The organism is Pseudonocardia bannensis (assembly GCF_012911875.1).
Classification (GTDB): Bacteria; Actinomycetota; Actinomycetes; order Mycobacteriales; family Pseudonocardiaceae; genus Pseudonocardia; species Pseudonocardia bannensis.
Genome location: NZ_JAAXKZ010000040.1, coordinates 18942 through 42746, shown reverse-complemented (window position 1 = coordinate 42746; position 23805 = coordinate 18942). Strand labels below are relative to the sequence as shown.

At 71.4% G+C, this 23805-nt stretch carries 24 protein-coding genes, 1 tRNA gene and 2 pseudogenes; 8 read left to right on the top strand and 19 right to left on the bottom strand.

Annotated elements, in window-relative coordinates:
• From HF519_RS13195 to rpsA, 5 genes and pseudogenes are all read right to left on the bottom strand, one after another.
• Positions 1–442, bottom strand: a pseudogene (locus tag HF519_RS13195) (hypothetical protein); the annotation flags it as partial.
• Positions 439–1962 carry a sigma factor-like helix-turn-helix DNA-binding protein gene (locus HF519_RS13190; RefSeq protein WP_169413208.1) on the bottom strand — a complete coding sequence of 508 codons (1524 nt, stop codon included), beginning with the start codon at positions 1960–1962 and terminating at the stop codon, positions 439–441. The pseudogene HF519_RS13195 and the gene HF519_RS13190, both read right to left, overlap by 4 nt.
• Before the next feature lie 131 nt (positions 1963–2093).
• Positions 2094–3296: a dephospho-CoA kinase gene (coaE, locus tag HF519_RS13185; RefSeq protein WP_169413207.1), complete on the bottom strand. Its 1203-nt coding sequence runs from the start codon at positions 3294–3296 to the stop codon at positions 2094–2096.
• Between the two features lie 30 nt (positions 3297–3326).
• Positions 3327–4070 (bottom strand): hypothetical protein, encoded by a 744-nt coding sequence (locus tag HF519_RS13180; protein WP_169413206.1) that lies wholly within the window; start codon positions 4068–4070, stop codon positions 3327–3329.
• Positions 4071–4249: 179 nt separating this feature from the next.
• Complete coding sequence (gene rpsA / locus HF519_RS13175) at positions 4250–5713, bottom strand: 30S ribosomal protein S1 (protein ID WP_169413205.1); 1464 nt, start codon at positions 5711–5713, stop codon at positions 4250–4252.
• A gap of 281 nt (positions 5714–5994) precedes the next feature.
• Here rpsA and HF519_RS13170 point away from each other — a divergent pair, with 281 nt between their 5' ends.
• The 5 genes from HF519_RS13170 (at position 5995) to HF519_RS13150 (ending at position 8466) form a co-directional block, all read left to right on the top strand.
• Positions 5995–6819 carry a class I SAM-dependent methyltransferase gene (locus HF519_RS13170; RefSeq protein WP_169413204.1) on the top strand — a complete coding sequence of 275 codons (825 nt, stop codon included), beginning with the start codon at positions 5995–5997 and terminating at the stop codon, positions 6817–6819.
• A 284-nt stretch (positions 6820–7103) separates the two neighbouring features.
• Entirely contained in the window at positions 7104–7256 is a 153-nt protein-coding gene (locus tag HF519_RS13165; protein WP_169413203.1) for a hypothetical protein, read from the top strand.
• A 12-nt stretch (positions 7257–7268) separates the two neighbouring features.
• Entirely contained in the window at positions 7269–7481 is a 213-nt protein-coding gene (locus HF519_RS33300; protein WP_369009249.1) for a DNA glycosylase AlkZ-like family protein, read from the top strand.
• Positions 7475–7717, top strand: a complete 243-nt coding sequence (locus tag HF519_RS13155) for a hypothetical protein (protein ID WP_169413201.1) — start codon at positions 7475–7477, stop codon at positions 7715–7717. The genes HF519_RS33300 and HF519_RS13155 overlap by 7 nt, the downstream gene beginning before the upstream one ends.
• 320 nt (positions 7718–8037) lie before the next feature.
• Positions 8038–8466, top strand: coding sequence for a hotdog fold thioesterase (locus HF519_RS13150; RefSeq protein ID WP_312860086.1), 429 nt, complete (start codon positions 8038–8040; stop codon positions 8464–8466).
• Positions 8467–8486: 20 nt separating this feature from the next.
• Here the strand turns inward: HF519_RS13150 and HF519_RS13145 are convergent, their stop codons facing one another.
• The 6 genes from HF519_RS13145 to HF519_RS13120 form a co-directional block, all read right to left on the bottom strand.
• Positions 8487–9212 (bottom strand): ABC transporter ATP-binding protein, encoded by a 726-nt coding sequence (locus HF519_RS13145; RefSeq protein WP_169413200.1) that lies wholly within the window; start codon positions 9210–9212, stop codon positions 8487–8489.
• On the bottom strand, positions 9209–10126 hold the full coding sequence (locus HF519_RS13140) for an ABC transporter ATP-binding protein (protein WP_312860085.1): 918 nt from the start codon (positions 10124–10126) through the stop codon (positions 9209–9211). The genes HF519_RS13145 and HF519_RS13140 overlap by 4 nt, the downstream gene beginning before the upstream one ends.
• Positions 10123–11910, bottom strand: coding sequence for a branched-chain amino acid ABC transporter permease (locus HF519_RS13135; protein ID WP_169413199.1), 1788 nt, complete (start codon positions 11908–11910; stop codon positions 10123–10125). Before HF519_RS13135 ends, HF519_RS13140 begins: the two co-directional genes overlap by 4 nt.
• Positions 11907–12899 (bottom strand): branched-chain amino acid ABC transporter permease, encoded by a 993-nt coding sequence (locus HF519_RS13130; RefSeq protein WP_169413198.1) that lies wholly within the window; start codon positions 12897–12899, stop codon positions 11907–11909. Before HF519_RS13130 ends, HF519_RS13135 begins: the two co-directional genes overlap by 4 nt.
• A 90-nt stretch (positions 12900–12989) precedes the next feature.
• On the bottom strand, positions 12990–14222 hold the full coding sequence (locus HF519_RS13125) for a branched-chain amino acid ABC transporter substrate-binding protein (RefSeq protein ID WP_169413197.1): 1233 nt from the start codon (positions 14220–14222) through the stop codon (positions 12990–12992).
• Positions 14223–14452: 230 nt separating this feature from the next.
• A complete protein-coding gene (locus HF519_RS13120; protein ID WP_169413196.1) occupies positions 14453–15088 on the bottom strand; it encodes an ANTAR domain-containing response regulator in 636 nt (211 codons plus the stop codon).
• A gap of 104 nt (positions 15089–15192) precedes the next feature.
• Here HF519_RS13120 and HF519_RS13115 point away from each other — a divergent pair.
• A tRNA-Leu gene (locus HF519_RS13115) sits at positions 15193–15269 on the top strand.
• A 246-nt stretch (positions 15270–15515) separates the two neighbouring features.
• A pseudogene (locus tag HF519_RS32850) lies at positions 15516–15746 on the top strand (hypothetical protein); the annotation flags it as partial.
• 251 nt (positions 15747–15997) lie between these two features.
• Here the strand turns inward: HF519_RS32850 and HF519_RS13105 are convergent.
• Positions 15998–16999, bottom strand: a complete 1002-nt coding sequence (locus HF519_RS13105) for a glycoside hydrolase family 183 protein (RefSeq protein WP_169413195.1) — start codon at positions 16997–16999, stop codon at positions 15998–16000.
• A 553-nt stretch (positions 17000–17552) separates the two neighbouring features.
• On the opposite strand from HF519_RS13105, the gene HF519_RS13100 reads away from it, so the two are divergent.
• Complete coding sequence (locus HF519_RS13100) at positions 17553–17894, top strand: hypothetical protein (protein WP_169413194.1); 342 nt, start codon at positions 17553–17555, stop codon at positions 17892–17894.
• Positions 17895–17900: 6 nt separating this feature from the next.
• Here HF519_RS13100 and HF519_RS13095 read toward each other — a convergent pair whose 3' ends face one another.
• The 7 genes from HF519_RS13095 to HF519_RS13065 form a co-directional block, all read right to left on the bottom strand.
• Entirely contained in the window at positions 17901–18710 is an 810-nt protein-coding gene (locus tag HF519_RS13095) for an MOSC domain-containing protein (protein ID WP_169413193.1), read from the bottom strand.
• A 122-nt stretch (positions 18711–18832) separates the two neighbouring features.
• The gene (locus HF519_RS13090; RefSeq protein ID WP_169413192.1) at positions 18833–20083 is read right to left on the bottom strand and encodes a M23 family metallopeptidase; all 1251 of its coding nucleotides are present in this window, start codon (positions 20081–20083) and stop codon (positions 18833–18835) included.
• Positions 20084–20113: 30 nt separating this feature from the next.
• Positions 20114–20464: a fumarate reductase subunit FrdD gene (gene frdD, locus HF519_RS13085; RefSeq protein WP_169413191.1), complete on the bottom strand. Its 351-nt coding sequence runs from the start codon at positions 20462–20464 to the stop codon at positions 20114–20116.
• On the bottom strand, positions 20464–20925 hold the full coding sequence (locus tag HF519_RS13080; RefSeq protein ID WP_211169955.1) for a fumarate reductase subunit C: 462 nt from the start codon (positions 20923–20925) through the stop codon (positions 20464–20466). Before HF519_RS13080 ends, frdD begins: the two co-directional genes overlap by 1 nt.
• Entirely contained in the window at positions 20922–21662 is a 741-nt protein-coding gene (gene sdhB, locus HF519_RS13075; protein WP_169413190.1) for a succinate dehydrogenase iron-sulfur subunit, read from the bottom strand. Before sdhB ends, HF519_RS13080 begins: the two co-directional genes overlap by 4 nt.
• Before the next feature lie 5 nt (positions 21663–21667).
• A complete protein-coding gene (frdA, locus tag HF519_RS13070) occupies positions 21668–23407 on the bottom strand; it encodes a fumarate reductase (quinol) flavoprotein subunit (protein ID WP_169413189.1) in 1740 nt (579 codons plus the stop codon).
• A 19-nt stretch (positions 23408–23426) separates the two neighbouring features.
• The gene (locus HF519_RS13065) at positions 23427–23660 is read right to left on the bottom strand and encodes a hypothetical protein (protein ID WP_169413188.1); all 234 of its coding nucleotides are present in this window, start codon (positions 23658–23660) and stop codon (positions 23427–23429) included.
• Positions 23661–23805 lie beyond the last annotated feature (145 nt).

The window sequence follows — 23805 nt, the reverse complement described above, 5'->3', positions numbered from 1 at the left end:
GCGCGACCGGGGGCGGGGCCGGGGGCAGGACCGGCCGAGCCACCGGAGCCACCGGCGCCGGCGTCGGCCGCACGCGCACCCGGGTCCGCTGCACCGGGCGGGCCCGTCGCTGTGCCTGGGTGACCACCGGAGCCGGGGCCGGGGCAGGCGCGACGACCGGCGCCGGGGCCACCGGTGTCTGGGTGGTGGACGTCGGGACGGCCGGCATCGCGACCGGCGGCGCCGGCACCGCGGCGGCCGGCTGGGTGGCGGCCTGCGCGACGACGGTGATGCCTCCCAGCGCACCCACCGTCAGCACTGCCGCGGCAGCAGCCGTGCTGGCGCGGGTGAGGGAGCCGGCTCGCCGGATGACGGCGTCGACCGGAGGCAGCGTCACCCCGGCCGACAGTTCGTCGTCCAGCCGCCGGAACTCCTCGGTCACCCAGTTCAGCGGATCGCTCACGAGCCCTCCTCGTACAGACCGAGATCCGTCGGCGTCATGTCCGCCATCCCCTCGGTCACCACGTGTCGTCGTGCCCGGGACAATCGCGCTTGCACCGTTCCGAGCGATACCTGTTCCAGCGTCGCGATGTCGCCGATCGACATGCCCACCATGTGGAAGAGCACCACACTGCGCCGCTCGGCCGCGGGCAACCTGCGCAGCGCGGCCAGCATCGCCGCCGTGCGCGGATCCACGGTGTCAGCGGGCGGAGGCTGCGTCCGACCCATGCCGATCCGCGACAGGACGGCCCGCCAACTGCGCATGGTCGAGCGGACGGCGACGCGGCGGATCCAGCCCGTCGGGTCGGCCGTATGCCCGACTTCCGACCACGAACGCCAGGCCCTCGAGTACGCGTCCTGGACGACGTCATGCGCTTCGCCCGCGTCCAGTGTGATCGCGTAGAGCTGGGCGACGAGGCGCTGGTAGTTGGCCTCGAGATGGGCACCGAAGTCGATGCGCAGCGCGGCGGGAGACGCCGTGGCCGGGTCCTGGACGACCGCCGGGGACTGCGCGGTGGCCGCCGTCGCCGGCTGCTCCGGTTGGGTGGCACCCGTCTCGAGCGCGACCGCCGTCGTCTCGGGTTCAGTCGGCTCGGCGGCGCTCGACCCAGGGTCTGCGGTCGTTCCGGGCTCGTCGCGCTCCGCGGCGCTCGCCTCGGGCTCGTCGCCCTCTTCGGATCTCGTCCCCGAGTCGCGCCCCGCGGCGCCCGAGCCGGGCCCCGCCGCGCTCGATCCGGACCCGTCGCCCTCGTCGACGTCCGCTTCCGAGTCGCGCCCCGCGGCGCCGGTCTCCCCGTCGCGCCCCTCGGCGCCCGAACCGGACCCCTCGGCGCCCGAGCCGGTCCCGATGCCCTCGTCGGCGTCCGCTTCCGAGTCGGGCCCCGCGGCGCCCGTCTCCGAGTCGGGTCCGTGGGCGCTCGTTCCGGGTTCGTCCGGGTCGGTGCTCTTCGCCGAGTCGCGTCCGTCAGCGCCTGCGCCGGGCTCGTCGTCCTCCCCGGCGCCCGACTCCGGCTTGTCGTCCTCGGCGGCGCTCGCCCCGGGCTCGTCCGCGCTGGTCTCCTGCTTGTCGCGGTCGGCGGCGCCCATCCGGCGCTCGTCGGGGGCCGACTCCGGCTCATCCCGATCGTCGGCGCTCGCCCCGGACCCGCCGGCCTCGGGCTCCTCCGGGTCGCTGCCGCTCACCACGGCCTCGTGCCGTTCGGTGAGGCTCGCTTCGGGTTCACCGCCCGCGTCCGCGCTCGTCTCCGGCTCGTCGTGGTCGGCGTCGCTCGCCTGGCGCTCCTCGGGGGCCGGCTCCGGCTCGTCCCGCTCGTCGACGGCGGGACCGGACGTGCCGCGCTCGGCGACCCGTGAACGAGCCCCGGCGGGCCGGCCTGCGCGCGCGTCGGATCCGCCGGGCTCCTCGGCGTGCGTCTCGGACCCGGCCGGCTCGTCGGAACCGCCGTTACCGGTCCCGGCACGGTGCTCGACCAGCGCGCTCAACCTTTCGCCCCCTCGCCCTCGCGGAGTGCCCGCGCTTCAGCACATCGGCCGCTCCCAGAGCGCCCGGCACCATCCCCCCTGCCCCTCAATCGGACAACGAGCAACGAGCGTTACAGATTCGGCACCGCCGTTCAGGCTAAAGGGGGACGCCATCCGGAGCTTTCGGCCCAGCGCTCCGCCCGGGGGAGCGCGGCGTCGAACCAGGGCTCCTTCATCTCGGCGTACCGCTCCGGGTCGGGATCGTCCGCGCACTCGCGCTCGGCGCGGCGCTTCATCGCCAGGTACTCCGCGCAGGCGCCCGCGTCGGCGCGCAACCAGTCGCGGAGCAGCAGCGCGTAGCGCCAGCCGGCCGAGCCGGCCTCGCGAATGTGCAGGTGAACGAGCCGTCCCGGGTCGGCTCCGCCGTGGAAGCGCTTAGCCCAGTGCTCCGGATCCGGGTCGACCGGCTTCGGCCGATCTCGATCGATGTCCGGCCGCGCGGGGAAGCCGGCTTCGCCCAGTGCCCCGGCGAGCGCGTCGGCGTCGTCGAGGGAGCGCACGGCCAACTGCAGGTCGATGACGTCCTTGGCCGGGAGGCCCGGCACCGCCGTCGAACCCACGTGCTCGACGCCCAGCCCGCGATCGCCGGCGACCAGCGCGATGCGAGCGGCCAGCCTGGCCGCCTGCGCCGGCCACTCGGGGTCGGGATCGACGAGCCGCGGCGATCCGCTCCGAACGGTCCGGCGCAGCCGCAGGTTCTCCTCGAAGGGCACCAGCCTGCGGGCCCACAGCTCGTCGACGGCGGCTTCCAGCTCGGCCGGTGTCCCGCTGTTGTCGAGGATGACGTCGGCGGCGGCGCGGCGGTCCGCGTCGTCGGCCTGCGCCGCGAGCCGCGCCCGCGCGTCGTCCTCGGGCATGCCGCGGCTGCCGACCAGCCGGCGGACCCGCTCCTCGGCGTCCGCGTGCACCACCACGACCAGTGGGAACGCCGGCGACATCCGTCCCTCGACCAGAAGTGGGATGTCCTGCACGACGATGGCATCGTCGGGCGCAGTGGCGATGAGCTCGTCGGAGCGACGGCGCACCCGGGGGTGCACGATCGCGTTGAGCCGGTCCCGGGCGGCCGGGTCGCCGAACACCACCGACGCCATCCGCGGCCGGTCGAGTTCGCCGTCCGGGCCGACCAGCTCCGGCCCGAACGTCCCGACGATCTCCGCGAGACCCTCGCTGCCCGCGGCCACGACCTCCCGGGCCAGCGCGTCCGAATCGACGAGCACCGCCCCGTGCTCCACGAGTCGGCGCGCGACCGTCGACTTGCCCGAACCGATCCCCCCGGTCAGCCCTACCCGCAGCACTCCGATCACGCTACGCGAACGGGTTGGGGCTCAGGATTGGGGCCGTCCGGTCGCACGGTCGTCCAGCGCGGTCGTCCTCGCGGCACTCACCGGTGCGACCGGCCGCGCAGGGGTCGGTGTGGCCGGTGCGGTGGCCGCGACCTGCGGCAGCACACGCAGCGCCAGGTCGACGAGCGTGTCGGCGGCCGGCCGGGGCCCCGTCGCCGCACGGGGCAGCACGAAGGTCAGGGTGTCGATGCCGTAGGCCACCATGAGCACGGTCTCGTCGCGGCGTTCCACGATCATCGCCTGTGCGCTGCCGATCGGCACCTCACGGCCGTTGCCCTCGCTCGCGCGCTCGGCGGCGCTGTTGACCCGCCACTGTTTGGCCGCGGCGGCCGCATCGGTGTAGCGGCCCACGTTGAGGTCGAGCAGTGTGCTGCCCTTCAGGGGATCGGCGACCCCGCTGTAGCGACACCCGACGCGCCCGGTGCGTCCGACCGACGGCTCGGGGACCCCGCGGACCGTCCGCACCGTGACCGAGTCGATCGGCCGGGCGAACAGCGCGGAGAGGTCCGCCACCGAGAGCAGCCGGCCGCAATCGTCCGGCAAGGCCCCGTCGGAGTCGGCCGAGCCGGCCGCGGCAACCGCCGAGGGGTCCGCGAACGTGGGGACCGGTAGCTCAGGCGAGCCGACCGCCCCGCCCCCGCAGGCGGCCGTCGCCCCGACGACGATGGAAAGGAAGAGAACTCTGACTGCACCGGTCACCGCCCGACGCGCCGCCCAGCCGCGCATGTGCTCAACCGTAGAGCGAAAGACTAGATCAACTCTCGCGGCACGCCCGTTCGGTGACAGAACGCAGCAGAACCGTGATCCGGACGATCAATCCCGTTCACACGGTCAGGACACCGAACGGCCCCGGGTGACCAGTGGTCGCCCGGGGCCGTTCGGGTCATGCATCGTTCAGCGAACGGTCACGCTCCGCCGGAGAGCTTCTCCCGCAGCGCGGCGAGCTGCTCGTCGCTGGCCAGCGAGCCACCACTCTCGGCGGGCGCCCCGCCCTGGGAGGAGTAGTTGGTGCCGGCACCCTCGGCGGTCGCCTCGGCCTCGGCCTCGGCGGCCTTCTTGATCTGCGCGATGTGCTGCTCGTAGCGGGCGTGCGCCTCGGCGTACTGCTTCTCCCACTCCTCGCGCTGGGCCTCGAAGCCCTCCTGCCACTCGCCGGACTCGACGTCGAAGCCCTCGGGGTAGATGTAGTTCCCCTGGTCGTCGTACTCGGCGGCCATACCGTAGCGGGTCGGGTCGAACTCGGTGTCGACCGTCATGCCCTCGTTGGCCTGCTTGAGCGACAGCGAGATGCGGCGCCGGTCGAGGTCGATGTCGATGACCTTGACCATGCAGTCGTCGCCGACCTGCACGACCTGCTCCGGGATCTCCACGTGGCGCTCGGCCAGCTCGGAGATGTGGACCAGGCCCTCGATGCCCTCCTCGACGCGCACGAACGCACCGAAGGGAACGAGCTTGGTGACCTTGCCCGGCACGATCTGGCCGATCGCGTGGGTCCGGGCGTACAGGCGCCACGGGTCTTCCTGGGTCGCCTTGAGCGACAGCGACACACGCTCGCGGTCCAGGTCGACGTCGAGAACCTCGACGGTGACCTCCTGGCCGACCTCGACGACCTCGCTCGGGTGGTCGATGTGCTTCCAGGACAGCTCGGAGACGTGCACCAGACCGTCGACGCCGCCGAGGTCGACGAACGCACCGAAGTTGACGACCGAGGAGACGACACCCTTGCGGACCTGGCCGCGGGCGAGCTGGTTGAGGAACTCGCTGCGGACCTCGGACTGGGTCTGCTCCAGCCAGGCGCGGCGGGACAGGACCACGTTGTTGCGGTTCTTGTCCAGCTCGATGATCTTCGCCTCGATCTTGCGCCCGACGTACGGCTGCAGATCGCGGACCCGGCGCATCTCCACCAGCGACGCGGGCAGGAAGCCGCGCAGTCCGATGTCGAGGATCAGGCCGCCCTTGACGACCTCGATGACGGTGCCCTCAACAGGCTCGTCGGCCTCCTTGAGAGCCTCGATCGTGCCCCAGGCGCGCTCGTACTGGGCACGCTTCTTGGACAGGATCAGTCGGCCTTCCTTGTCCTCCTTCTGGAGAACGAGGGCCTCGACGAACTCGCCGACCTCGACAACCTCGGCAGGGTCGACGTCGTGCTTGATCGACAGCTCGCGCGAGGGGATGACGCCTTCGGTCTTGTAGCCGATGTCGAGCAGGACCTCGTCACGGTCCACCTTGACGATGGTGCCCTCGACGATGTCGCCATCGTTGAAGTACTTGATCGTCTGGTCGATGGCGGCGAGGAAGTCCTCCTCCGACCCGATGTCGTTGACGGCGACCTGCGGCGTGGTCGGGGCGGCGGTGGTGTCGGTGGACATGTAGTGGGGTGCTCCGGTAAGGGATATGGGGGTGGTCGTACGGACCTGGCTGGCTGTGTCGTGCTGTGACGTTGTAGCGGTCACCCTTGCTGGTCGATTTCTGTAGTGCAGATGTGCGACGCACGGTATGTCGGCGGTCTGCGAACAGACGGCCCGGCCGATCTCGGAACTGCTGGGCGCCACGTTGACCACAGTGCGTTTTTCATGCTACGCGGCACCCGATCAGCAGGGCAATGCGGGTCCCCAACCGGTAGCGCGCGTGCCACCGGGACGATACGACGGTGAGTGCGGAGGAGGAACTCGGGACCGCCGGGGTGGCGCGACGCACGGTCGGCGCGGCCGAGTCTGAGCGCGCGAGCCGTGCCTGGTGGGACGCCGATGCCGACGACTATCTGGCCGAGCACGGCGCCGACATCGGCGACGCCGACTTCGTCTGGGGCCCGGAGGGCCTGCGCGAGGCGGAGGCGCACCTGCTCGGTGACCCGGCGGACCTGCGCGGCGCGCGGGTGCTGGAGGTCGGCTGCGGCTCGGCGCCGTGCGCGCGCTGGCTGGCGACGCAGGGCGCCCGGGTCGTGGGGCTCGACCTGTCGCGCGGGATGCTGCGGCACGCCGCCGCCCTGGGTGAGAAGACCGGTGTCGCCGTGCCGCTCGTCCAGGCGGGCGCGGAGCGGTTGCCGTTCGCCGACGGGTCGTTCGACCTGGCGTGCTCCGCCTTCGGGGCGGTCCCGTTCGTCGCCGACCCCCGGCAGGTCATGCGCGAGGTGGCCCGAGTGCTGCGACCGGGCGGGCGGTGGGTGTTCGCCGTGAACCACCCGATGCGATGGATGTTCTCCGACGATCCGGGGCCCGGCGGGCTGACCGTCACGCAGTCGTACTTCGACCGGACGCCCTACGTCGAGATCGACGCCTCGGGCGCCGCGACCTACGTCGAGCACCACCGCACCGTCGGCGACCGGGTCCGCGACGTGGTCGCCGCCGGCCTCGTCCTGACCGACATCGTCGAGCCGGAGTGGCCGGAGGGACGGGAGACGGTGTGGGGGCAGTGGTCCCCGCTGCGGGGCGCGCTGTTCCCGGGGACCGCCATCTTCTGCACCCGCCGCCCCTGACCCCCGCTCATCCCCACGAGTCAGGGTCTCCAGGTGCGCGAGTCGGGGTCTCCGGATGCGCGAGTCGGGGTCTCCGGATGCGCGAGTCGGGGTCTCCAAGTTCGCGAGTCGGGGTCTCCAAGTTCGCGAGTCGGGGTCTCCAAGTTCGCGAGTCGGGGTCTCCAGGTGCGCGAGTCGGGGTCTCCAAGTTCGCGAGTCGGGGTCTCCAAGTTCGCGAGTCGGGGTCTCCAGGTGCGCGAGTCGGGTTTCCGTCGGCCTCGTGTGCTGAGATCCGGTTCGTGAGGGTGAGCTGGCGGCAGGTGACCCGGTGGCGGACCCGGCGGCAGTTGCTCGGCGCGCCGGCGCCGGACGTCGTCGCGGTCGCCCGGCGCCTGTGCGGCGTGCACGCCCAGGTCACCTCCAGCAGCCTGCTGATCGCCGGGGTGCGCACCGCCTGACCGCCGCCCGACCTGGATGCCGTGCTCTGGACCGATCGCACGCTCGTCCGGACCTGGGCCATGCGAGGCACCCTGCATCTGCTGCCGGTCGACGAGCTCGACCTCTGGACCGGCGCCCTCACCGACCGCGAATCGCGCCCGCCGGTTCCCGCCGTCGTGGGAGCGCGAGCACGGCGTCACCGCTGCGGAGCTGCACGCGATCACCGACGCGGTGGGCGGTGCTGAGCGCCGAGCCGATGAGCCGCTCCCGGCTCGCCGACGCGATCTGCGCGCATCTGGGCCGACCCGACCTCGCCGGGCCGCTGTCGACCGGGTGGGGTGCGCTGCTCAAGCCCGCGGCGGCCCGCGGGCTGCTCTGCTCGGGCCCCGCGGACGGCTCCGGAACCGCGGCCGCCGGCGAAGACCCGGAGCCAGCCCTCGCCCACCGTCGGGTCGGGTGCACGCCGCCGCGCAACCGGTAGTCGCCGGGCGCGACCGGCCCGGGGGCGGCCCCGCCCCCGGCCACGTACCGGTAATCGGTCATGTAGCTCTCTCGCCGGTGCGCGCCATCCGTGCCCGCACCCGGGCCTTGAGCTGCTTGCGACTCGTCACGATCACGCCCTCCGCGGCCGTCGGACGGCGCCCGGCCCCACGCCCCGGCCGCCGGCTGCAGCGTTCCGCGACGTCTTCACCCGAGGCTCACGTGGTCCCCTTCGCCTCCGCGTCGCCGGGTCGCGTGCAGACCCGGTCAGGAGGTCGGGCGCGGACGGCGCCGCGGAGAGGCTGACATACAGTGCCACTCGTGCCGATCAATCCCGCCGACCTGACCGACTTCCCCACCATCGACGCGGCCGAGCTGCTGACGAGCCGGATGGGTGTCGAGATCACCTCGATGACGCTGGACGAGGTCGTCGGCCGGATGCCCGTGGAGGGCAACCGGCAGCCCTTCGGTCTGCTGCACGGCGGCGCGAACGCCGTGCTCGCCGAGACGCTCGGTTCGACGCTGTCGGCGTTGCACGCGCTGCCCGACCGCTTCCCGGTCGGTCTCGAGTTGACGTGCACGCACCACCGGTCGGCCACCCAGGGGTTCGTGACGGGCGTGGCACGCCCCCTCCACGTAGGCCGCAGCACGTCGACGACGGAGATCGTGATCACCGACGAGCACGGCCACCGGACCTGCACCGCGAAGCTGACCTGCTTGCACCGCGACACCCGGCCCGAGATCGGCTGAGCCCTCGCGGCGATCCGCCGTCAGCTGCTCACGCCCTCACCGAGGTACGCCTCCTGGACCCGCGGGTCGGCGAGCAACTCCCCACCCGTCCCGGTCAGCGTGGTGCGGCCCAGGTCGATCACGTAGGCCCGGTCGGACAGCGCGAGCGCGGCCAGCGCGTTCTGCTCCACCAGCAGCACCGTCGTCCCGTCCGCCCGCAGCCCCCGGACCGTGTCGAAGATCTTCTGGGTCATGATCGGCGACAGACCCATCGACGGCTCGTCGAGCATCAGCAGCTTCGGCCGCGACATCAGCGCCCGGCCGATCGCGAGCATCTGCTGCTCGCCGCCGGAGAACAGCCCGGCCTTGTTGCGCCGCCGCTCCCCCAGCACCGGAAACAGGTCGTAGACCCGGTCCAGGTCGGCGACGATGCCCGCCTCGTCGCGCCGGGTGTAGGCGCCCAGGCGCAGGTTCTCCTCGACGGTCATCCGGGCGAACAGGCGCCGGCCCTCGGGGCTGTGTGCCACGCCGAGCCCGAGGATCTCGTGCGCGGGCCGGCGATGGATGGGCGTGCCGTCGAGCAGGATCTCCCCGGAGACCGGCCGCAGCAGACCGGAGATCGTGCGCAGGGTGGTCGTCTTGCCGGCACCGTTACTGCCGATCAGGCTCACGATCTGGCCCTGCTCGACCGTGAACGACACCCCGCGCACGGCCTGGATCGCCCCGTAGGCGACGGTGAGGTCGCGGACCTCGAGAAACGGCGTCATCGCTCACTCCCGTGGATCTGCGCCTCGACTTCCTCCGGCGGCGCGCCGAGGTAGGCCTCCACGACGCGGGGATCGCCCCGGACCTCGTCGGGGGTGCCCTCGACGAGCATCTCGCCCTGCACGAGCACCAGCACCCGGTCGCAGAGGGTGAAGATGAACTTGGTGTCGTGCTCGATGACCACCACCGAGACGCCCAGGTCGCGGATCGCGAAGATCAGCTGCCGGGTGGCCTCGGTCTCCTGGGCGTTCATTCCCGCGGTCGGCTCGTCGAGCAGCAGCACCGACGGCTCGGTGGCCAGCGCCCGCGCGATCTCCAGACGGCGCTGGTCGCCGTAGGGCAGGTTGCGCGCGAGCTCGTCGGAGAACCTGGTCAGCCCGACGAACGCGAGCAGTTTCTCGGTGCGCTCGGCGGCCTCGGCCTCGCTGCGCCGGAAGCGCGGTCCGTGCAGGAGCGACGACAGCGGTCCCTGACGCATCCGCACGTGACGTCCGACCAGCACGTTCTCGCTCGCGGTCATGCTCGGGAAGAGCCGGATGTTCTGGAACGTCCGGGCGATGCCCGCCTCGGTCACCCGCGCCGGGTCCTGCGGCAGCGGCTCACCACGCAGTGCCACGGTCCCGCTGGTCGGCGCGTAGAGCCCGGTCAGGCAGTTGAACAGGGTCGTCTTGCCGGCCCCGTTCGGCCCGATCAACCCGATGACCTCGCCCTCGTGGAGGGCGAACGACACATCGCGCAACGCGGTGAGCCCACCGAACACCATCGAGACGCCGGTCGCCTCGAGGATCGGTGTACCGGTCCCGGTCGTGTGGTCCATCGCGGCCGCGAGGGCGGCCGTGACCTCGCCGACCGGCGCCGCCGAAACGTCGTCCGATGCTGTGTTTCCGCTGGTCAGCGCCTGCTCCTCCGCCGTCACGACCCGCCTCCGGCGGCCGCCGTCTGCACCGGTGCGGTCGCCGGTAGGGGTGGTGGCGCGCCGGGTGCGTCGGCCGCGAGCTCCGCCCGGCGGTGCCGGTCGGGTACCAGCCCCTGCGGCCGGAACCGCATGATCAGGATCAGCGCGATGCCGAACAGCAGGAGCCGGTAGTCGGAGAACTCCCGCAGCTTCTCCGGCAGCACGAACAGGATCGACGCGCCCAGCACCGCCCCGGGGATGGTGCCCATCCCACCGAGGATGACCGCCGCCAGGAGGGTCACCGACTCCAGGAACCGGAAGCTGTCGTAGGCCACGACCGCGGTCTTGTGGGCGAAGAAGGCTCCGGCGAGGCCGGCCAGCATCGCCCCGATGAGGAACGCCAGGATCTTGATCGGACCTGTGCGGATCCCCATCGCGCGGGCCGCGTCCTCGTCCTCACGGATCGCGATCCACGCCCGGCCCAGCCGCGAGTTCTTCAGGTTGCCGAACACGAGCATGACCGCAGCCACCAGCAGCACGATCAGGACGTAGTAGAGGACCCCGGACGGGAGTTGGATCGGCCCGACCGTGATCGGGTCGGCGAACGACGTACCGAGCACGCTGACCGGCGGGATGTTCGGGATCGCGTTGGCGCCCCCGGTGAGGCCACCGATGTTGTTCTGCGCGCTGCGCACGAAGATCTCGCCGAAGGCCAGCGTCACGATGGCCAGGTAGTCCCCGCGCACCCGTAACGTCGGCGAGCCGACGATCGCGCCGAAGATCCCCGCGATCACCGCGGAGATCACCATGACCACCGGGAACGGCAGTTCGATGCCGACCTGCGAGGCCGCCGCGCCGGACAGGTTGGCCGCGACGAAGGCGCCGATGCCGAGGAACGCGACGTAACCGAGGTCGAGCAGGCCGGCGAGGCCGACGACGATGTTGAGCCCGATCGCGGTGGCCGCGTAGACGCCGATATTGGCCGCGACCGTCATCCAGTACTCCGTGCCCGCCCCGGTCAGCGGCAGCGCCAGCGCCACCGCGAGCAGCACGATCACGCTGTACACCCGGTGCCGCTCGGACACCACGCCCACCCACCCGAGCAGCCCGGACGCGTGCAGCGCACCGAGCGCTCCGCCGACGGCGCCGAGCGTGGACAGGAAGACCGCGCCGGCGTAGGGATTCACGACGCCGCCCTGCCCACCGCTGGTGAGCACGGCGGCGACCACGAGGAGCAGCAGGATGTAGACGACGACCAGCAGCAGCCATTCGGCCCAGGTCGGGAGCCGCCAGGTCCAGGTCGGCACCGGCTCCAGGCCTGCGGCCGTGGCGCCGAGCACCGCGAGCACGCCGCCGGCCAAGGCCACGAGGGAGCCGAACGCGACCGAGCCGCCCGCTGCCGTGATCGCCCCGACCCCACCGCCCTCGACGGCGATGTAGGCGCCGTTGAGCACGGCGATCGCGATGATGCCCCAGCCGAGGGCGCGGACGATGCGGCCCTTGGCCGGCACCGCGGGCACCAGCGAGACGACGATCGTGGCGAGGCCGAGGACGACGAGGTGTAGCCGGAACCCGGTCACGGCCAGCGGGGCCACGAAGAACTGCAGCGTCGACTTCTCCGGGTACGGGCCCTCGTTGAGCACGAAGGTCGCCCACGGCAGGAGTGCGCCGATCACGGCGAGCGCCCCACCGGCCACCCGCAGCAGGGTGACCCGCGGCGCGAGGGCCGCAAGCCGTCCGGCCGGCGGGGGCGGCGACAGGGGTTCGGCCGGCGAGGTCGTGTCCGGGGACGGCGTCGTGGTCATGCGCGGACCCTCTCGGTCTCCCCGAAGAAGCCCTGCGGCCGGAACACCAGCACCACGATCAGCACCACGAAGATCCAGACGTAGTCGTAGGCGGTGCCGCCAGGAAGGCACTGGCCACCGAGGGACTTCACCAAACCGATGAGCAGGCCACCGATGACGGCTCCGCGAATGCTACCGATACCGCCCAGAACGGCGGCGGTGAACGCGAAGATGCCGGTCTGGAAGCCCATGTCGATGTTGATGTTGTTGAGGTAGCCGCCGTAGAGCACGCCGCCGATACCGGCGAGCGCGCCGCCGATGACGAACGTGAGCACGATGACCCGGTCCGGGTTGATGCCCATCAGCCGGGCGACATCGCGGTCCTGAGCGGTGGCGCGCATCGCCCGGCCCATCCGGGAACCGTCGACGAAGATCTGCAGCGCGATCGCCAGCACCAGCGACACCACCAGGAGCAGGATCCCGGAGTACTTGATCGCGATGTCGCCGCCGCCGACGCTGAAGCTCAGGCTCCCCGGCACGAAGATGTTCGGGAACGGCAACGCGGCGGTGGCATTCGGGTAGAAGACGCGCACCGCCTCCTGCAGCGCCACCGAGACGCCGAGGGCGGTGATCAGCGGGGCCAACCGGGGCGCGTTGCGCAGCGGCCGGTAGGCGAAACGCTCCATCGCGACGGCGACCAGCACGGAGATGAGCGCGCCCCCGAGCAGGACGAGGGGCAGCGCGATGTACCACTCGCGGGCGGCGAAGGTCGGCAGCAGGTAGGTGAACGTCGCCAGCCCGCCGTAGGCGCCCACCATGAAGACCTCGCCGTGGGCGAAGTTGATCAGCTGGATGATGCCGTAGACCATCGTGTAGCCGAGGGCGATCAGCCCGATGAGCGAGCCGAGAACGAGCCCGTTGATGATCTGCTGGAGGAAGACGAAGACCGGCGGCGACGTGCTGCCGAAGCATTGGGTCAACTGCGTGGAGAACGACTCGAGGAGTCCCATCGGCGGCCTTTCAGACGTGCGACGGGGGCGGGTCGACGCCCGCCCCCGTCACACTCTTCATGATCCCGAGTCTCCGCTCGGGCGCGGGGCTCAGCTCTCCTGGAAGGTGCCGGTCTCCACCGGCGCGAAGTCGTCGCCCTGGACCGAGTAGATCGTCAGCAACTTGTTGGTGGTGTCCCCGTACTGGTCGAAGGCGACCTTCCCGCTCGCGCCGTCCAGGTTCGTCTGCTGGACCGCGTCGATCAGAGCGGGACGCCGGGAGTCGTCGAAGGTCCCGGTTCCGACGACCCTCGCCAACGCTTCGATGATCACGTTCGTCGCGTCGTAGGTGAGCACGCCGTAGGCGCTGAAGGGCTCCGCGAAGTTCGCCGCGGCGTAGGCGTCGGTGAACGCCTTGGCGCTCGGCAGGTTTGCGGCCGGCGCGCCGACGTTGGTGGCGAAGTCTCCGGGACGCCCGCCGAGTGCGACGAACTGCTTGTCGACGATGCCGTCACCGCCCATCAGCGGGACGTTCAGGCCGGCCGCCGCGAGCTGGGCCGACAGCGGCCCGGCGACCGGGTACTCGCCGCCGTAGTAGACGGCGTCCGGGTTCAGCGGCCGGATCCGGGTGATGACGCCGGCGAAGTCGGTGTCCTTCTCGCCGACCTTCTCCCGGGCGACGACGGTGGCACCCAGCTTGGCCGCCTCCTGAGCGAACTCCTCGGCCAGGCCCGCGCCGTAGGTCTTGCCGTCGTCGATCACGGCGATGTTCCTCTTGCCGGCCTTCTGGACCAGGTACTGGGCACCGAACGGACCCTGCACGAGGTCGGTGGTCGCCACGCGGAAGTAGCCGGGGAAGGGCCGCTCGGGGCTCCCCGTGGGGTCCTGGCCCAGAGTCAGCGTCGGGTTCGTGTTGGCCGGCGAGATCTGCACGATCTGCTTGCCGGAGAGGATCGGCTGTACCGACTGCGACGTCGAGGAGTTCAGGGTGCCCACGACCCCGACGACGTTCGGGTCCGAGGACAGCTTGGTGGCGGCCTGGCCCGCGATCTGAGCGGTGGCCTGGTCGTCCTCGGCCTGGAAGGCGAGGCGATAGCCGGGCACGGTGCAGTTCTGGTTGGCCTGATCGACCGCGAGCTGGGCCGAGTTGCGCATGCCCAGGCCCAGCGCGGACAAACCGCCCGAGAGGGGCGCGATCATGCCGACGACCAGTGTCCCCTTGCTGGTGTCGCACTGCCCCCCGGTGCCGCCGCCGGCCTCGGTCCGGTTCGTACCGCACGCCGAGAGCACGAGCGCCGCGGCGAGCACCGCGGCAGTCGCAACGACCGTCCGCTTCCGACTCATCCTGATGTCCTTCCGTGCCGTTCGAGCCGTCCACGACGGACCCCGAAACACCGCCGAGCCCCCGCAGCTGTCGAGAGCGTGGCGGACGTTATGTGACCTGTGACGCGTCGTCATCACAACAACGGGGCTCTTTATCAGAACGCAACCGGAACCGCTGGAATGCGCCAGAACGACTACGGACCGCGACCGAATTGGTCGCGGCCCGTAACGCGAATGGGGAGGGGTGACGGTCAGGAGCGGGGCGCGGCCAGCCCCTCGACGACGGCTTCCGCGACGGCCTTCATGGTGGTCCGGCGGTCCATCGCGGTGCGCTGGATCCAGCGGAAGGCCTCGGGCTCGGACATCTGCTGGCGCGTCATCAGCAGGCCCTTGGCCCGGTCCACGACCTTGCGGGTCTCGAGCCGCTCGGTGAGCGTCGCGACCTCGTCCTCGAGGGCGCGCTTCTCGGCGAACCGGGACACTGCGAGCTCGATCGCGGGCACGAGTTCGTGCCGGGCGAACGGCTTGACCAGATACGCCATGGCCCCGGCGTCGCGGGCGCGCTCGATGAGGTCGCGCTGGCTGAACGCGGTGAGCATGACGACCGGAGCGATCTTCTCCTCGACGATCGCGGCGGCCGCGTCGATGCCGTCGACCCTGGGCATCTTGACGTCCATGATCACCAGGTCGGGGCGCAGCTCACGGGCCAGGGCGACCGCGGTCTCGCCGTCGGCGGCCTCCCCCGCGATCTGGTAGCCCTCCTCGGTGAGCATCTCGGTCAGGTCGAGACGGATCAACGCCTCGTCCTCGACCACGAGCACTCGCCAGCCGGCGGCCGGTCCGGCCTCGCTGGCGTGCTGGTTGTCCTCGGAAACCTGCTGGGTCACCGGGCTTCTCCTTCAGCGGTGGGTCGAACGCAAGAGTCCAGGCTACCGGGATAAGGTGGGCATCTCGGTGTGATCTCCCGTCTTCGTGGGGAGGGACACGCCGGGCCCCCGTAGCCCAATCGGCAGAGGCAGCGGACTCAAAATCCGTCCAGTGTGCGTTCGAGTCGCACCGGGGGCACCACCACCTACCGGCCCGTTCGGGCCGCTCACCTGGACAAACGCGGCTGGAGCAGGATCGAGGGTGTCCGAGCGTCCCCGACGTCGTCTGGCCGTCACCGGCCCTCTGCCGCCTGTACGCGGCCGAGCTGCGGCCCATACGCGGCCACGAACCTGCTCGATGGCGTTGCCGAACTCTGCTCCAGCAGTGATCGAGGGCGCCCCCACCGAGGCGTGCTCAGCCTCCCCGTAGCCATCTCGGCGCCAGGCCGTGGCTACGCCCTGGGGCTCGTCTCCGTTAAGACCGTTGGTCACTGATGCACCGGAACCGCTCCTGCGATGTCGCGCATCCGAGCACCGTCAGCGAAACGGCCGACCAGCGGGCAGGGCTGACACGACCAGTGTCGTGGAGCTCTTCCTCGACGGCGAGGCGAAGGGCGACGCAGCGAAGATCAGTGAGGCGTCGCACCCGGACGCCCGGATGTTCGGCTCGGTCGGAGGCACCCGCTACGGCATGCCCATCGCGGAGTTCGTCGAGCTGGCGGCCAAGGAGCCGGGCGCCACGGGCAACCACCGGGCGCATCCGCTCGGTGCAGCAGACGGGAGACGCGGCTGTGGCCGAGGTGGCCGAGGAGGGCTACTGGGGGCCGCTCTCCTTCGCGGGCACGTCACCGCCAGTGTGGGCGAACAGCTTGCCGACCACCTTCCAGGTCCCCTCGACGCAGCCCGTGCCCTCGGCGCGCCGAGCGCGACTCACGTGCCGAGATGCAGCCGCATGAGCATCGTGTTGTAGGGCCCCCACTGGCTCATCAGGAAATAGGGCGTGCCGGCCATGGCCGAGGCCGGGTGGAAGAACGCGCCGTAGAGGGCAGGCCAGGCCGCCGCGGTAGCCACGACGTGCGGCGGAGACCACGGCCCGGTGACCCGCGGCGCGGTGTGGACCACGATCGCGTCGAGGTGTTCGTTGTAGTGCGCGGCCAGCCATTGGCCCGACGCCCAGTGGAACATCACCGACAGCTCGGAGGCCGGTGCCGGAATGACCACGGCGGCCCGGGACTGGTCCCGCGTCCAGCCGGCTCCGGTCCACTGCTCGTGGGCGTTCAGGTCCAGCACCGCGTTCTCCGGCACGCGGGCCAGCCGGACGGGCCCGCCCCGCCCGTTGGGGGTGCCGAAGATGTAGACGAAGCCGCCGTCGCGGGCGAACGCGCACATCTGCCAGCCCTGGGACCCGTCGGGCAGGTTCGACCACTGCGCCGCTTCGGGCTTGTGCCAGGTCTCCCCCACGTCGTCGGAGTAGGCGATCCCGGCGTAGTTGGTCCGCCACCGGCCCGGCGTGTCCCAATCGCGGACCGACATGTACGCCAGGAAGTTCCGTCGCCCGACCGAGATCCCCGCCGTCGGGATCACGGTGAACTCGCGCACTCCCGCCCGGTCGTCGCGGGGAATCACCTGCCGGGCATGCCCGGGGCGGTCGGTCAGCCACGAGTCCAGCCGCATCCCGGCGGCCAGGATGCCACCATCCGACCGTGCGATGACGTTGCTCCGCCAGTCGGCCTCCTCGTGTGAGGCTCTCGGGCCGGCGGCACCCCCCTCGCCCGACCAACCTCGCCCGAACGTGTCGCCGTAGGCGACCAGCACCCCACCCACGCCGTCGGCCCAGCAGATGCCCAGGTCGGTGCCGTACACGCCGGCGCGGTCACCGGTGCGGTTCCGGGACTGCTGCCCGGTGACCCAGGCGACGAACTCGGCACGCACCGGGACGGCGCCCCTGCCCCGGGACGAGGGGCGCGGTGATGCCACGGCACCGGCGGCAGAGGGCGCGGCAGAGGGCGCGGCAGAGGACGGAGCCACGCCTCCGTCCAGCAGCGCTGCCGCACCGCCGCCGAGCAGCCGCAGCAACCGGCGACGACCGATGTGCCGAGAGCCGCGAACACCACGACGGTGACCGGCAGTGCCGGCGAGGTGCCTCGGGCGGGCGGGACGGTGGTGCTCGATGACGGTGCCTCCTTCCCGGCCCTGTGGACCGGCTTCGACACTTCGGCTGGTCAGGGGCGGCAGCGTGCCGGCTTCTCCGGCGACGGTCGGGGGCGTTCAACGGGGCGCCCACGGCCGCCTACCCGGTCGGCCGCAGGCCGACACCACCCGGAGTGGCCACGTCAGCGCGGCACCCGTGCGCCGGCGGGCTGAGCCCGGGAGCCGCAGCACGCGCCTGAGCGGATCAGTGATCGACGCGCCGCCCCCTGGTCACGGCGACCCCGACCCACCGGAAGACTCCATCTGGGCGCGCACCCGTATCGACCGTCGCGGCGTGGCGGCAGTCACCGGGATCGCTTACGCGGTGGCCCGACGGTGGGTGCCCGAACCGGCCGCCCGCCGGTCCGGCACCGCCACGGGTGAGGCCGCCACGATGGTGGTCGAACGCGGAACGGCGACGTTGGACATGCGGGCGGAGCCCGCCGAGGACATGCGGGCGGAGCCCGACGAGCTCGTGTCCCTGATGGTCCACGGCACCCCCGACGCGAGCGACGGACCACGCGGGGCGTACCCGACCCGCCTGGGCAGTCCCTCGCCCGTCGACGGGTCCGGTCCCTGGATCGAGGTGCGCCACGGTCCGGACAGGTCGACGGCCCGGATGGGCATCGACGGGTGACGCCGATCAGGCGAGCGTGACGGGGTCACCTCGCCGGACCGCCCCGGTGCGGCGCACCTCCGCGTACACGCCGACGTTCACGTCGTTGTGCCGTGCCGCCGTACGCAGGATCTCGCTGTCCTTGGGCAGGTCGCCCTGCGGAAGGGTGGTCATGACGCAGCGCGGGCAGTAGTCGGTGACCTCGAGGACGACCTCGTCACCGATCCGCATCTGCTGGCCCACCCATTTGTTCTCCACGAACTCGACGGCATCGTCGGTGACCCGCACGACGATGTTCGGCCGGAACCGCCGAACCTCGAAGCGTCCCCGCGGGTACAGCTCACGGAGCCGGTTGATCGTGCTCGTGGTGAGGATGTGCACACCCGCGAGGTCGAAGAACGTGCCGGGGGGCATCGCCTCGTCGGTGACGGTCTCCTGGTGGGCCAGCTCCGCCATGTCGGGCCAGTACTCCTCCAGGCTCGGGCGCGGCGCCCCGGCGGACGCCAGCACCACGCGCCTGCCGAGCGCCGCGGAGACGGTCTCGTCGAAGTCGGCGTCCGCCGAGCTGATCACCGAGCCGTCGGGAAGGGTCACCACGACCGCCGGGAGCGGGCCGCCCGGCTCCGGCGGTGCGGTGAACGCTCCCCGGAAGTCGAACATGGCCGGCCACTTTCTCGGGTTCTTGGCACTTACCACCTTGCCGGTCTCCACGTCGACGAGGGCGAGGGCACGATCGCCCAGCAGGCCACGATCATTGAGAGGTGACGCGTTGAGCTCCTCTCCCTGCATCGACTTCAGCGGGTACCGCCACAACGAGACGACCGCTCCGTCGGCCATGTCGACCCTCCTACCCCCGGACGTGCGGGCGAACGCCACCTACCGAAGCGCACCAACGGCAGGCCACGCCTCGCACGAATCAGGTGAGCCGTACCCGGGGCCACCACGGGCAGGAGTCCACTTCATGGGAACGTGACGATCACACGGTCGAGCGGGAGCTCGTCGCGGTGCGCGCCGTCGGACGGCGTGGGCTGCACCGGCAGCGGCTGTGTGGTGTTCTCGAACTGGTCGAACGCCGCTGTCGAGGTGATCTGCCCGGTCGTCTCGAAGGAGTCGATCACATAGGGGACGCCCTCCGACGTCACCGGCGACGGACCGTCCATCACGTGGAAGTGCAGGTGGGGCGCCGAGCTGTTGCCGGTGTTGCCGACCAGCCCGATCGTGTCCCCGCGCGCAACCCGCTGGCCCACCGAGACCGCGATCGAGCCGGGCTGCATGTGGGCGTACAGCGCGTACAGACCGCCGCCGATGTCGAGGATGACGCTGTTCCCGTCCGCCTCCGGCAGCGTGATCGACGCCGGCAGCGCGCCCGGCACCTGTTCGGGCAGGCCGTCCACCACGTGAACCACCGTGCCCCCGGCCGCGGCGACCGCCCGCTTGCCGAAGATCGTGTAGTCCGCGGGCGAGGACGGATCGTCGCCGCTGACCGTGCGGCCTCGGTCGTCGAGCTGCTCCCAGTCGACGGCGAACCGCTGGGCGAGCCACAGCCGGTTGTCGACGGGCAACAGCGCACGCCGGTGACGGACCGAGTCGCAGCAGCTGTCGGCCGCGATATAGCCCGTGCCGGGCTCGAGCGGCGGCCCGAGCACAGGAACCGTGACGTCGGAGACGGCGACCGCGACCGGAACGGTCGTCACGCCCTCCGGCGGCAGCCCGGGCGCGGTGACCGTGACCCTGTTGTCGAGGCGGGGCGGAACGTCGGACCGGTCGGCGAACTCCGGGGAGAGGTACAGCGTCGCGGTCTGCGCCTCGGTCAGGTCCTGCACACCGGTACGGTTGGCCGGCAGCGCCAGCGCCGCGGCGATCTCGCCCTCGTCCAGCGAATCGATCACCATCCCGGAGGGGGCGAGCACCTCGACCTTCGTCGGCCTGAGCGTCAGTGGGGTGGCATTGAACAGGGTCAGCTCGTAGGAGGCGATGAACCTCCCGTCCGAGCCCTTGAACGGGACGGCCGGCTCCCGAGCGGTGACCAGCAGCGGTGCGAGCGCCGTCGCCGCCGTGGTCGAGCGCCCCGCACCCGTCACCGGGCCGGCCGTGCCCGAGGCGCCGCCCGCGGGGGCGTCCCGGTTGCCGGCCGTGCAACCTGCCATGGTCACCACACTCGCGGCGAGCAGCGCGACCGCGGCCGCTCGACCGGTTCGGTGCGCTCCCATCGGAACCCCCGTCAGCGGGACGGCATTACGTCATCCGAACAGCACGAACGCAGCCCACGAGGAACCGGCGACGACCCCGCCGTAGCACAGCAGATTGATCAGCTTGTTCAGCTGCTTGAGCTGCAGGCCGTCATGGAGCGTGTAGCGGAACCGGTGAGCCCAGTGCAGGAGCGAGAGCATACACAGGACGAACAGCGCGATCCGGATGAACGGATGCCGGAGCACGGCCGACAGATGTGCGTGCTCGGGCGGTGCCAGCAAGCCCAGCGGGAAGACCACCCCGAAGAGCAACAGCAGCACCGGGACCAGCAGCGCGGACACCATCCCGCCGGCACTGAACAGCAGCCACCCGATGGCTTCCGATGACGACCGCCTGGCCATCACAGCCCGCCCAGCACGATCCAGGCCACCACGCCGGAGGCCACCCCCCACGCCGCGAAGTGCGCCGCCGCGACCAGGCGGGCCGGCACCCGTCGCCCCTGCATCCGCAGCACCATCGCCTTCGGGGCCAGGTTGAACCACGTGATCGCGTGCAGCAGCACGAAGGCCAGCGCGACCATGTTGAGCACCAGCACCCAGGGACGGCCGCTCCACTCGAGGAAGCGCCGATAGGGATCGGGGCCCTGGTAGACGGCGTCGACCAGCAGCAGCAGGTACACCACGAACCAGGCGACGAACACGCTGGACAGCTCCCGCAGCACGAACAGCAGGTAGGAGCGGCGGCGCAGCCACCAGAACCGGGAGACCCGCGGCCGGTACGGCCGCACCTGCGCCGGGACCGCTCGCTGCGTCGGCGCTTCGTGCGGGCGCTGCATCGACGATTCGCGCGCAAGCTCGCTCATCGCTCTCCCCGTGGCAGGAAGGACCGCAGCGTCCGCGTCGCCGCGGTGAGCTTGTAGCGCTGGATGGCGCCGGCCGGATCCACACCCTTGGGGCAGGCGCTGGTGCACTCCCCGACGTAGGTGCAGGCCCAGACCCCCTCCGCGGTGGCGAGCACATCCATCCGCTGATGTGCGCCCTGGTCCCGGGAGTCGAGGTTGTAGCGCTGCGCGAGCGCGATGGCCGCCGGACCCAGGAAGTCCGGCTCGATGGCGTACACGGGGCACGCCGCGTAACAGAGCATGCAGTTGATGCACATGCTGTACTGCTGGTACTCGTCCAGTTGGGGCGGCGTCTGCAGGAACTCGACGTCAGCGACCCCCGGCTCGTCCTCCCGGACCAGCCACGGCTTCACCTTCGGCAGCTTGCGCATGAAGTCGTCGATCCCCACGACGAGGTCGCGGATGACGGGGAAGTTCGCCAACGGCTCGACCCGAACGGGTCCCGGCGCGTAGTCGGCCAGGAACGTACCGCAGGTCAGTGCCGGGTCCCCGTCGACCGTCATGCCGCAGCTGCCGCAGATGCCCATCCGGCACGACCAGCGGAACGACAACGTCCCGTCGAGCTGGTCCTTGATGTAGTTCAGGCCGTCGAGAACCGCCCATTCCTGGCGCAGCGGCACCACGTACTCCTGCATCGTCGGAGCAGCGTCGGTGTCCGGGCGGTAGCGGGCGACCTGCAGCGTGATGGTGTCGGGCATCCCGCTCACCTCCCGTAGACGCGTTCGGCGGGTGGCCAGCGAGTGATCGTCACCGGCAGGTACTCGACGCGCGGGGAGCCGGCCCGGTCGAGAAAGACCAGCGAGTGGGTCAGGAACCGCTCGTCGTCCCGACCCCGGAAGTCCGTGCGCTGGTGCGCGCCCCGCGACTCCTGCCGGCACAGCGCGCAGGCCACCATGGTCTCGGCCACATCCAGCATGAACTCCAGCTCGAGTGCCGCGACCAGCTCCGTGTTGAAGGTCCGGCTGGCATCCTCGACGGTGGCCTTGCCGAAGCGTTCCCGCAGCTCACGGAGCTTGTCTGCACCCTTGACCAGCGAGGCGGCGTCCCGGTAGATCCCGGCACTGCCCTCCATCGTGTGCTGCATCTCGGTGCGGATGTCGGCGATCCGCTCCCGGCCGTCACGGCGTGCCAGGAGGTCACGTTCCAGCCGGCGGCGCTCGTCGGCCGCCTGCGCCCGCACCGCAGGACCCGGATCGGTGTTCCCGGTAGCGGCGAACTCGGCCGCCGCGATCCCGGCTCGGCGGCCGAACACCAACAGCTCCGGGAGCGAGTTGGATCCCAGCCGATTGGCCCCGTTGATGCTCACGCAGGCGACCTCGCCGGCCGCGTACAGGCCCGGGAGGCCGGTGGCGCCGTCGATGTCGGTGTGGACCCCGCCCATCATGTAGTGCTGCACCGGCCGCACCGGGATCAGCTCGTGCACCGGGTCGATCCGCTCGTACTGCAGGCACAGCTCGCGCACGAACGGCAGCTTGGTGTCGATCACCTTCGCCCCGAGGTGGCGCAGGTCGAGATACACGACCGGGCCGTACGGGGTGTCGACGGTGCGGCCCTTCTCCTGCTCGTGGACGAAGGCCTGGGACACCCGATCCCGGGGACCGAGTTCCATGCTGCGCAGGACCGGCGTGGGCGACGGCGTGCCCAGGTCGTAGTCCTGCAGGTAGCGGTAGCCGTCCTTGTTCAGCAGCCAGCCGCCCTCCGCCCGAGCCGCCTCGGTGATCAGGATGCCGGTGAAGGGCAGGCCGGTCGGGTGGTACTGGATGAACTCCATGTCCTTGAGGGGGGCGCCCGCGCGGTAGGCCAGCGCCATCCCGTCACCGGTCTTGATGTTGCCGTTGGTGGTGAACGGGAACACCCGCCCGCACCCGCCCGTGCACAGGACGACGGCCCGGCCGGTGACGGCCTGGATCCGACCGGTGGCCAGCTCGATGGCGACCACGCCGTACACCCGGTTCTCGTCGACGAGCAGCCTGGTCACGTACCACTCGTCGTAGCGGGTGATCTGCTCGTACTGCAGCGACGTCTGGAACAACGTGTGCAGCAGGTGGAAACCGGTCTTGTCCGCGGCGAACCAGGTTCGCATCTTCTTCATGCCGCCGAATGCACGGACCGCGACCTCGCCGTCGGGCATGCGGCTCCACGGGCAGCCCCAGTGCTCGAGCTGCAGGAGCTCGCCCGGTGCCTCCGCGACGAACGCCTCGACCGCGTCCTGATCACACAACCAGTCGCTACCGGACACCGTGTCGTACGCGTGCTCGTCCAGGCTGTCGTCGGCCGCGATGACCGCGGCCGCGCCGCCCTCCGCCGAGACCGTATGGCTGCGCATCGGGTAGACCTTCGACACGATCGCCACGTTCAGCCGGGGATCGGCCTGCACGATCGCGATGGCTGCGCGCAAGCCGGCGCCACCGCCGCCCACCACCACCACGTCATGGCTGGTCATGTCCGGGGTCCGTCCCGGTTCATTCGGCGTGTTCGGCGGACAGCTCGTTCAACAGCACCCGACCGTCGTGGCGGATGACCCTGGTACGGCAGCTGCCGTCGTGGAACTGGTGCAGGATCCTGCGGCAGCCGCAGGCGTAGTGGACGTCGTCGCACACCATGCCCGAGCCGTCGGCCTCGTGGTAGCGGCTGCCGTCCACCCGCTTTCCGCACGGTGCGCGTTCCTTCGTGAAGCCGGTACTCGTGCCGACCACGGCCCACCTCCTGACGGCGGGGCCGATCGTCTCCGTGCGCGGCGCGAGGGTCGTGGCGGGTGGACCGGCCTCGAGTGACGCGTTCCCCCTCATGGCACAGCCTGGGCGCAACCGAGTCAATCACGAGTCTGGAGCAACGCTGCGG

Bases quoted from the DNA above. Each gene is read 5' to 3' on its own strand.
- rpsA (WP_169413205.1), bottom strand. From the start codon at position 5,713: ATGTCCACCGACACCACCGCCGCCCCGACCACGCCGCAGGTCGCCGTC.
- HF519_RS13095 (WP_169413193.1), bottom strand. From the start codon at position 18,710: ATGGCCGACGGAGCGGTCGTCTCGTTGTGGCGGTACCCGCTGAAGTCG.
- HF519_RS13130 (WP_169413198.1), bottom strand. From the start codon at position 12,899: ATGGGACTCCTCGAGTCGTTCTCCACGCAGTTGACCCAATGCTTCGGC.
- sdhB (WP_169413190.1), bottom strand. From the start codon at position 21,662: ATGCCCGACACCATCACGCTGCAGGTCGCCCGCTACCGCCCGGACACC.
- frdA (WP_169413189.1), bottom strand. From the start codon at position 23,407: ATGACCAGCCATGACGTGGTGGTGGTGGGCGGCGGTGGCGCCGGCTTG.
- frdD (WP_169413191.1), bottom strand. From the start codon at position 20,464: ATGGCCAGGCGGTCGTCATCGGAAGCCATCGGGTGGCTGCTGTTCAGT.
- HF519_RS13180 (WP_169413206.1), bottom strand. From the start codon at position 4,070: ATGCGCGGCTGGGCGGCGCGTCGGGCGGTGACCGGTGCAGTCAGAGTT.
- HF519_RS13145 (WP_169413200.1), bottom strand. From the start codon at position 9,212: ATGACGCCGTTTCTCGAGGTCCGCGACCTCACCGTCGCCTACGGGGCG.
- HF519_RS13125 (WP_169413197.1), bottom strand. From the start codon at position 14,222: ATGAGTCGGAAGCGGACGGTCGTTGCGACTGCCGCGGTGCTCGCCGCG.
- HF519_RS13135 (WP_169413199.1), bottom strand. From the start codon at position 11,910: ATGACCACGACGCCGTCCCCGGACACGACCTCGCCGGCCGAACCCCTG.
- HF519_RS13090 (WP_169413192.1), bottom strand. From the start codon at position 20,083: ATGGGAGCGCACCGAACCGGTCGAGCGGCCGCGGTCGCGCTGCTCGCC.
- HF519_RS13080 (WP_211169955.1), bottom strand. From the start codon at position 20,925: ATGAGCGAGCTTGCGCGCGAATCGTCGATGCAGCGCCCGCACGAAGCG.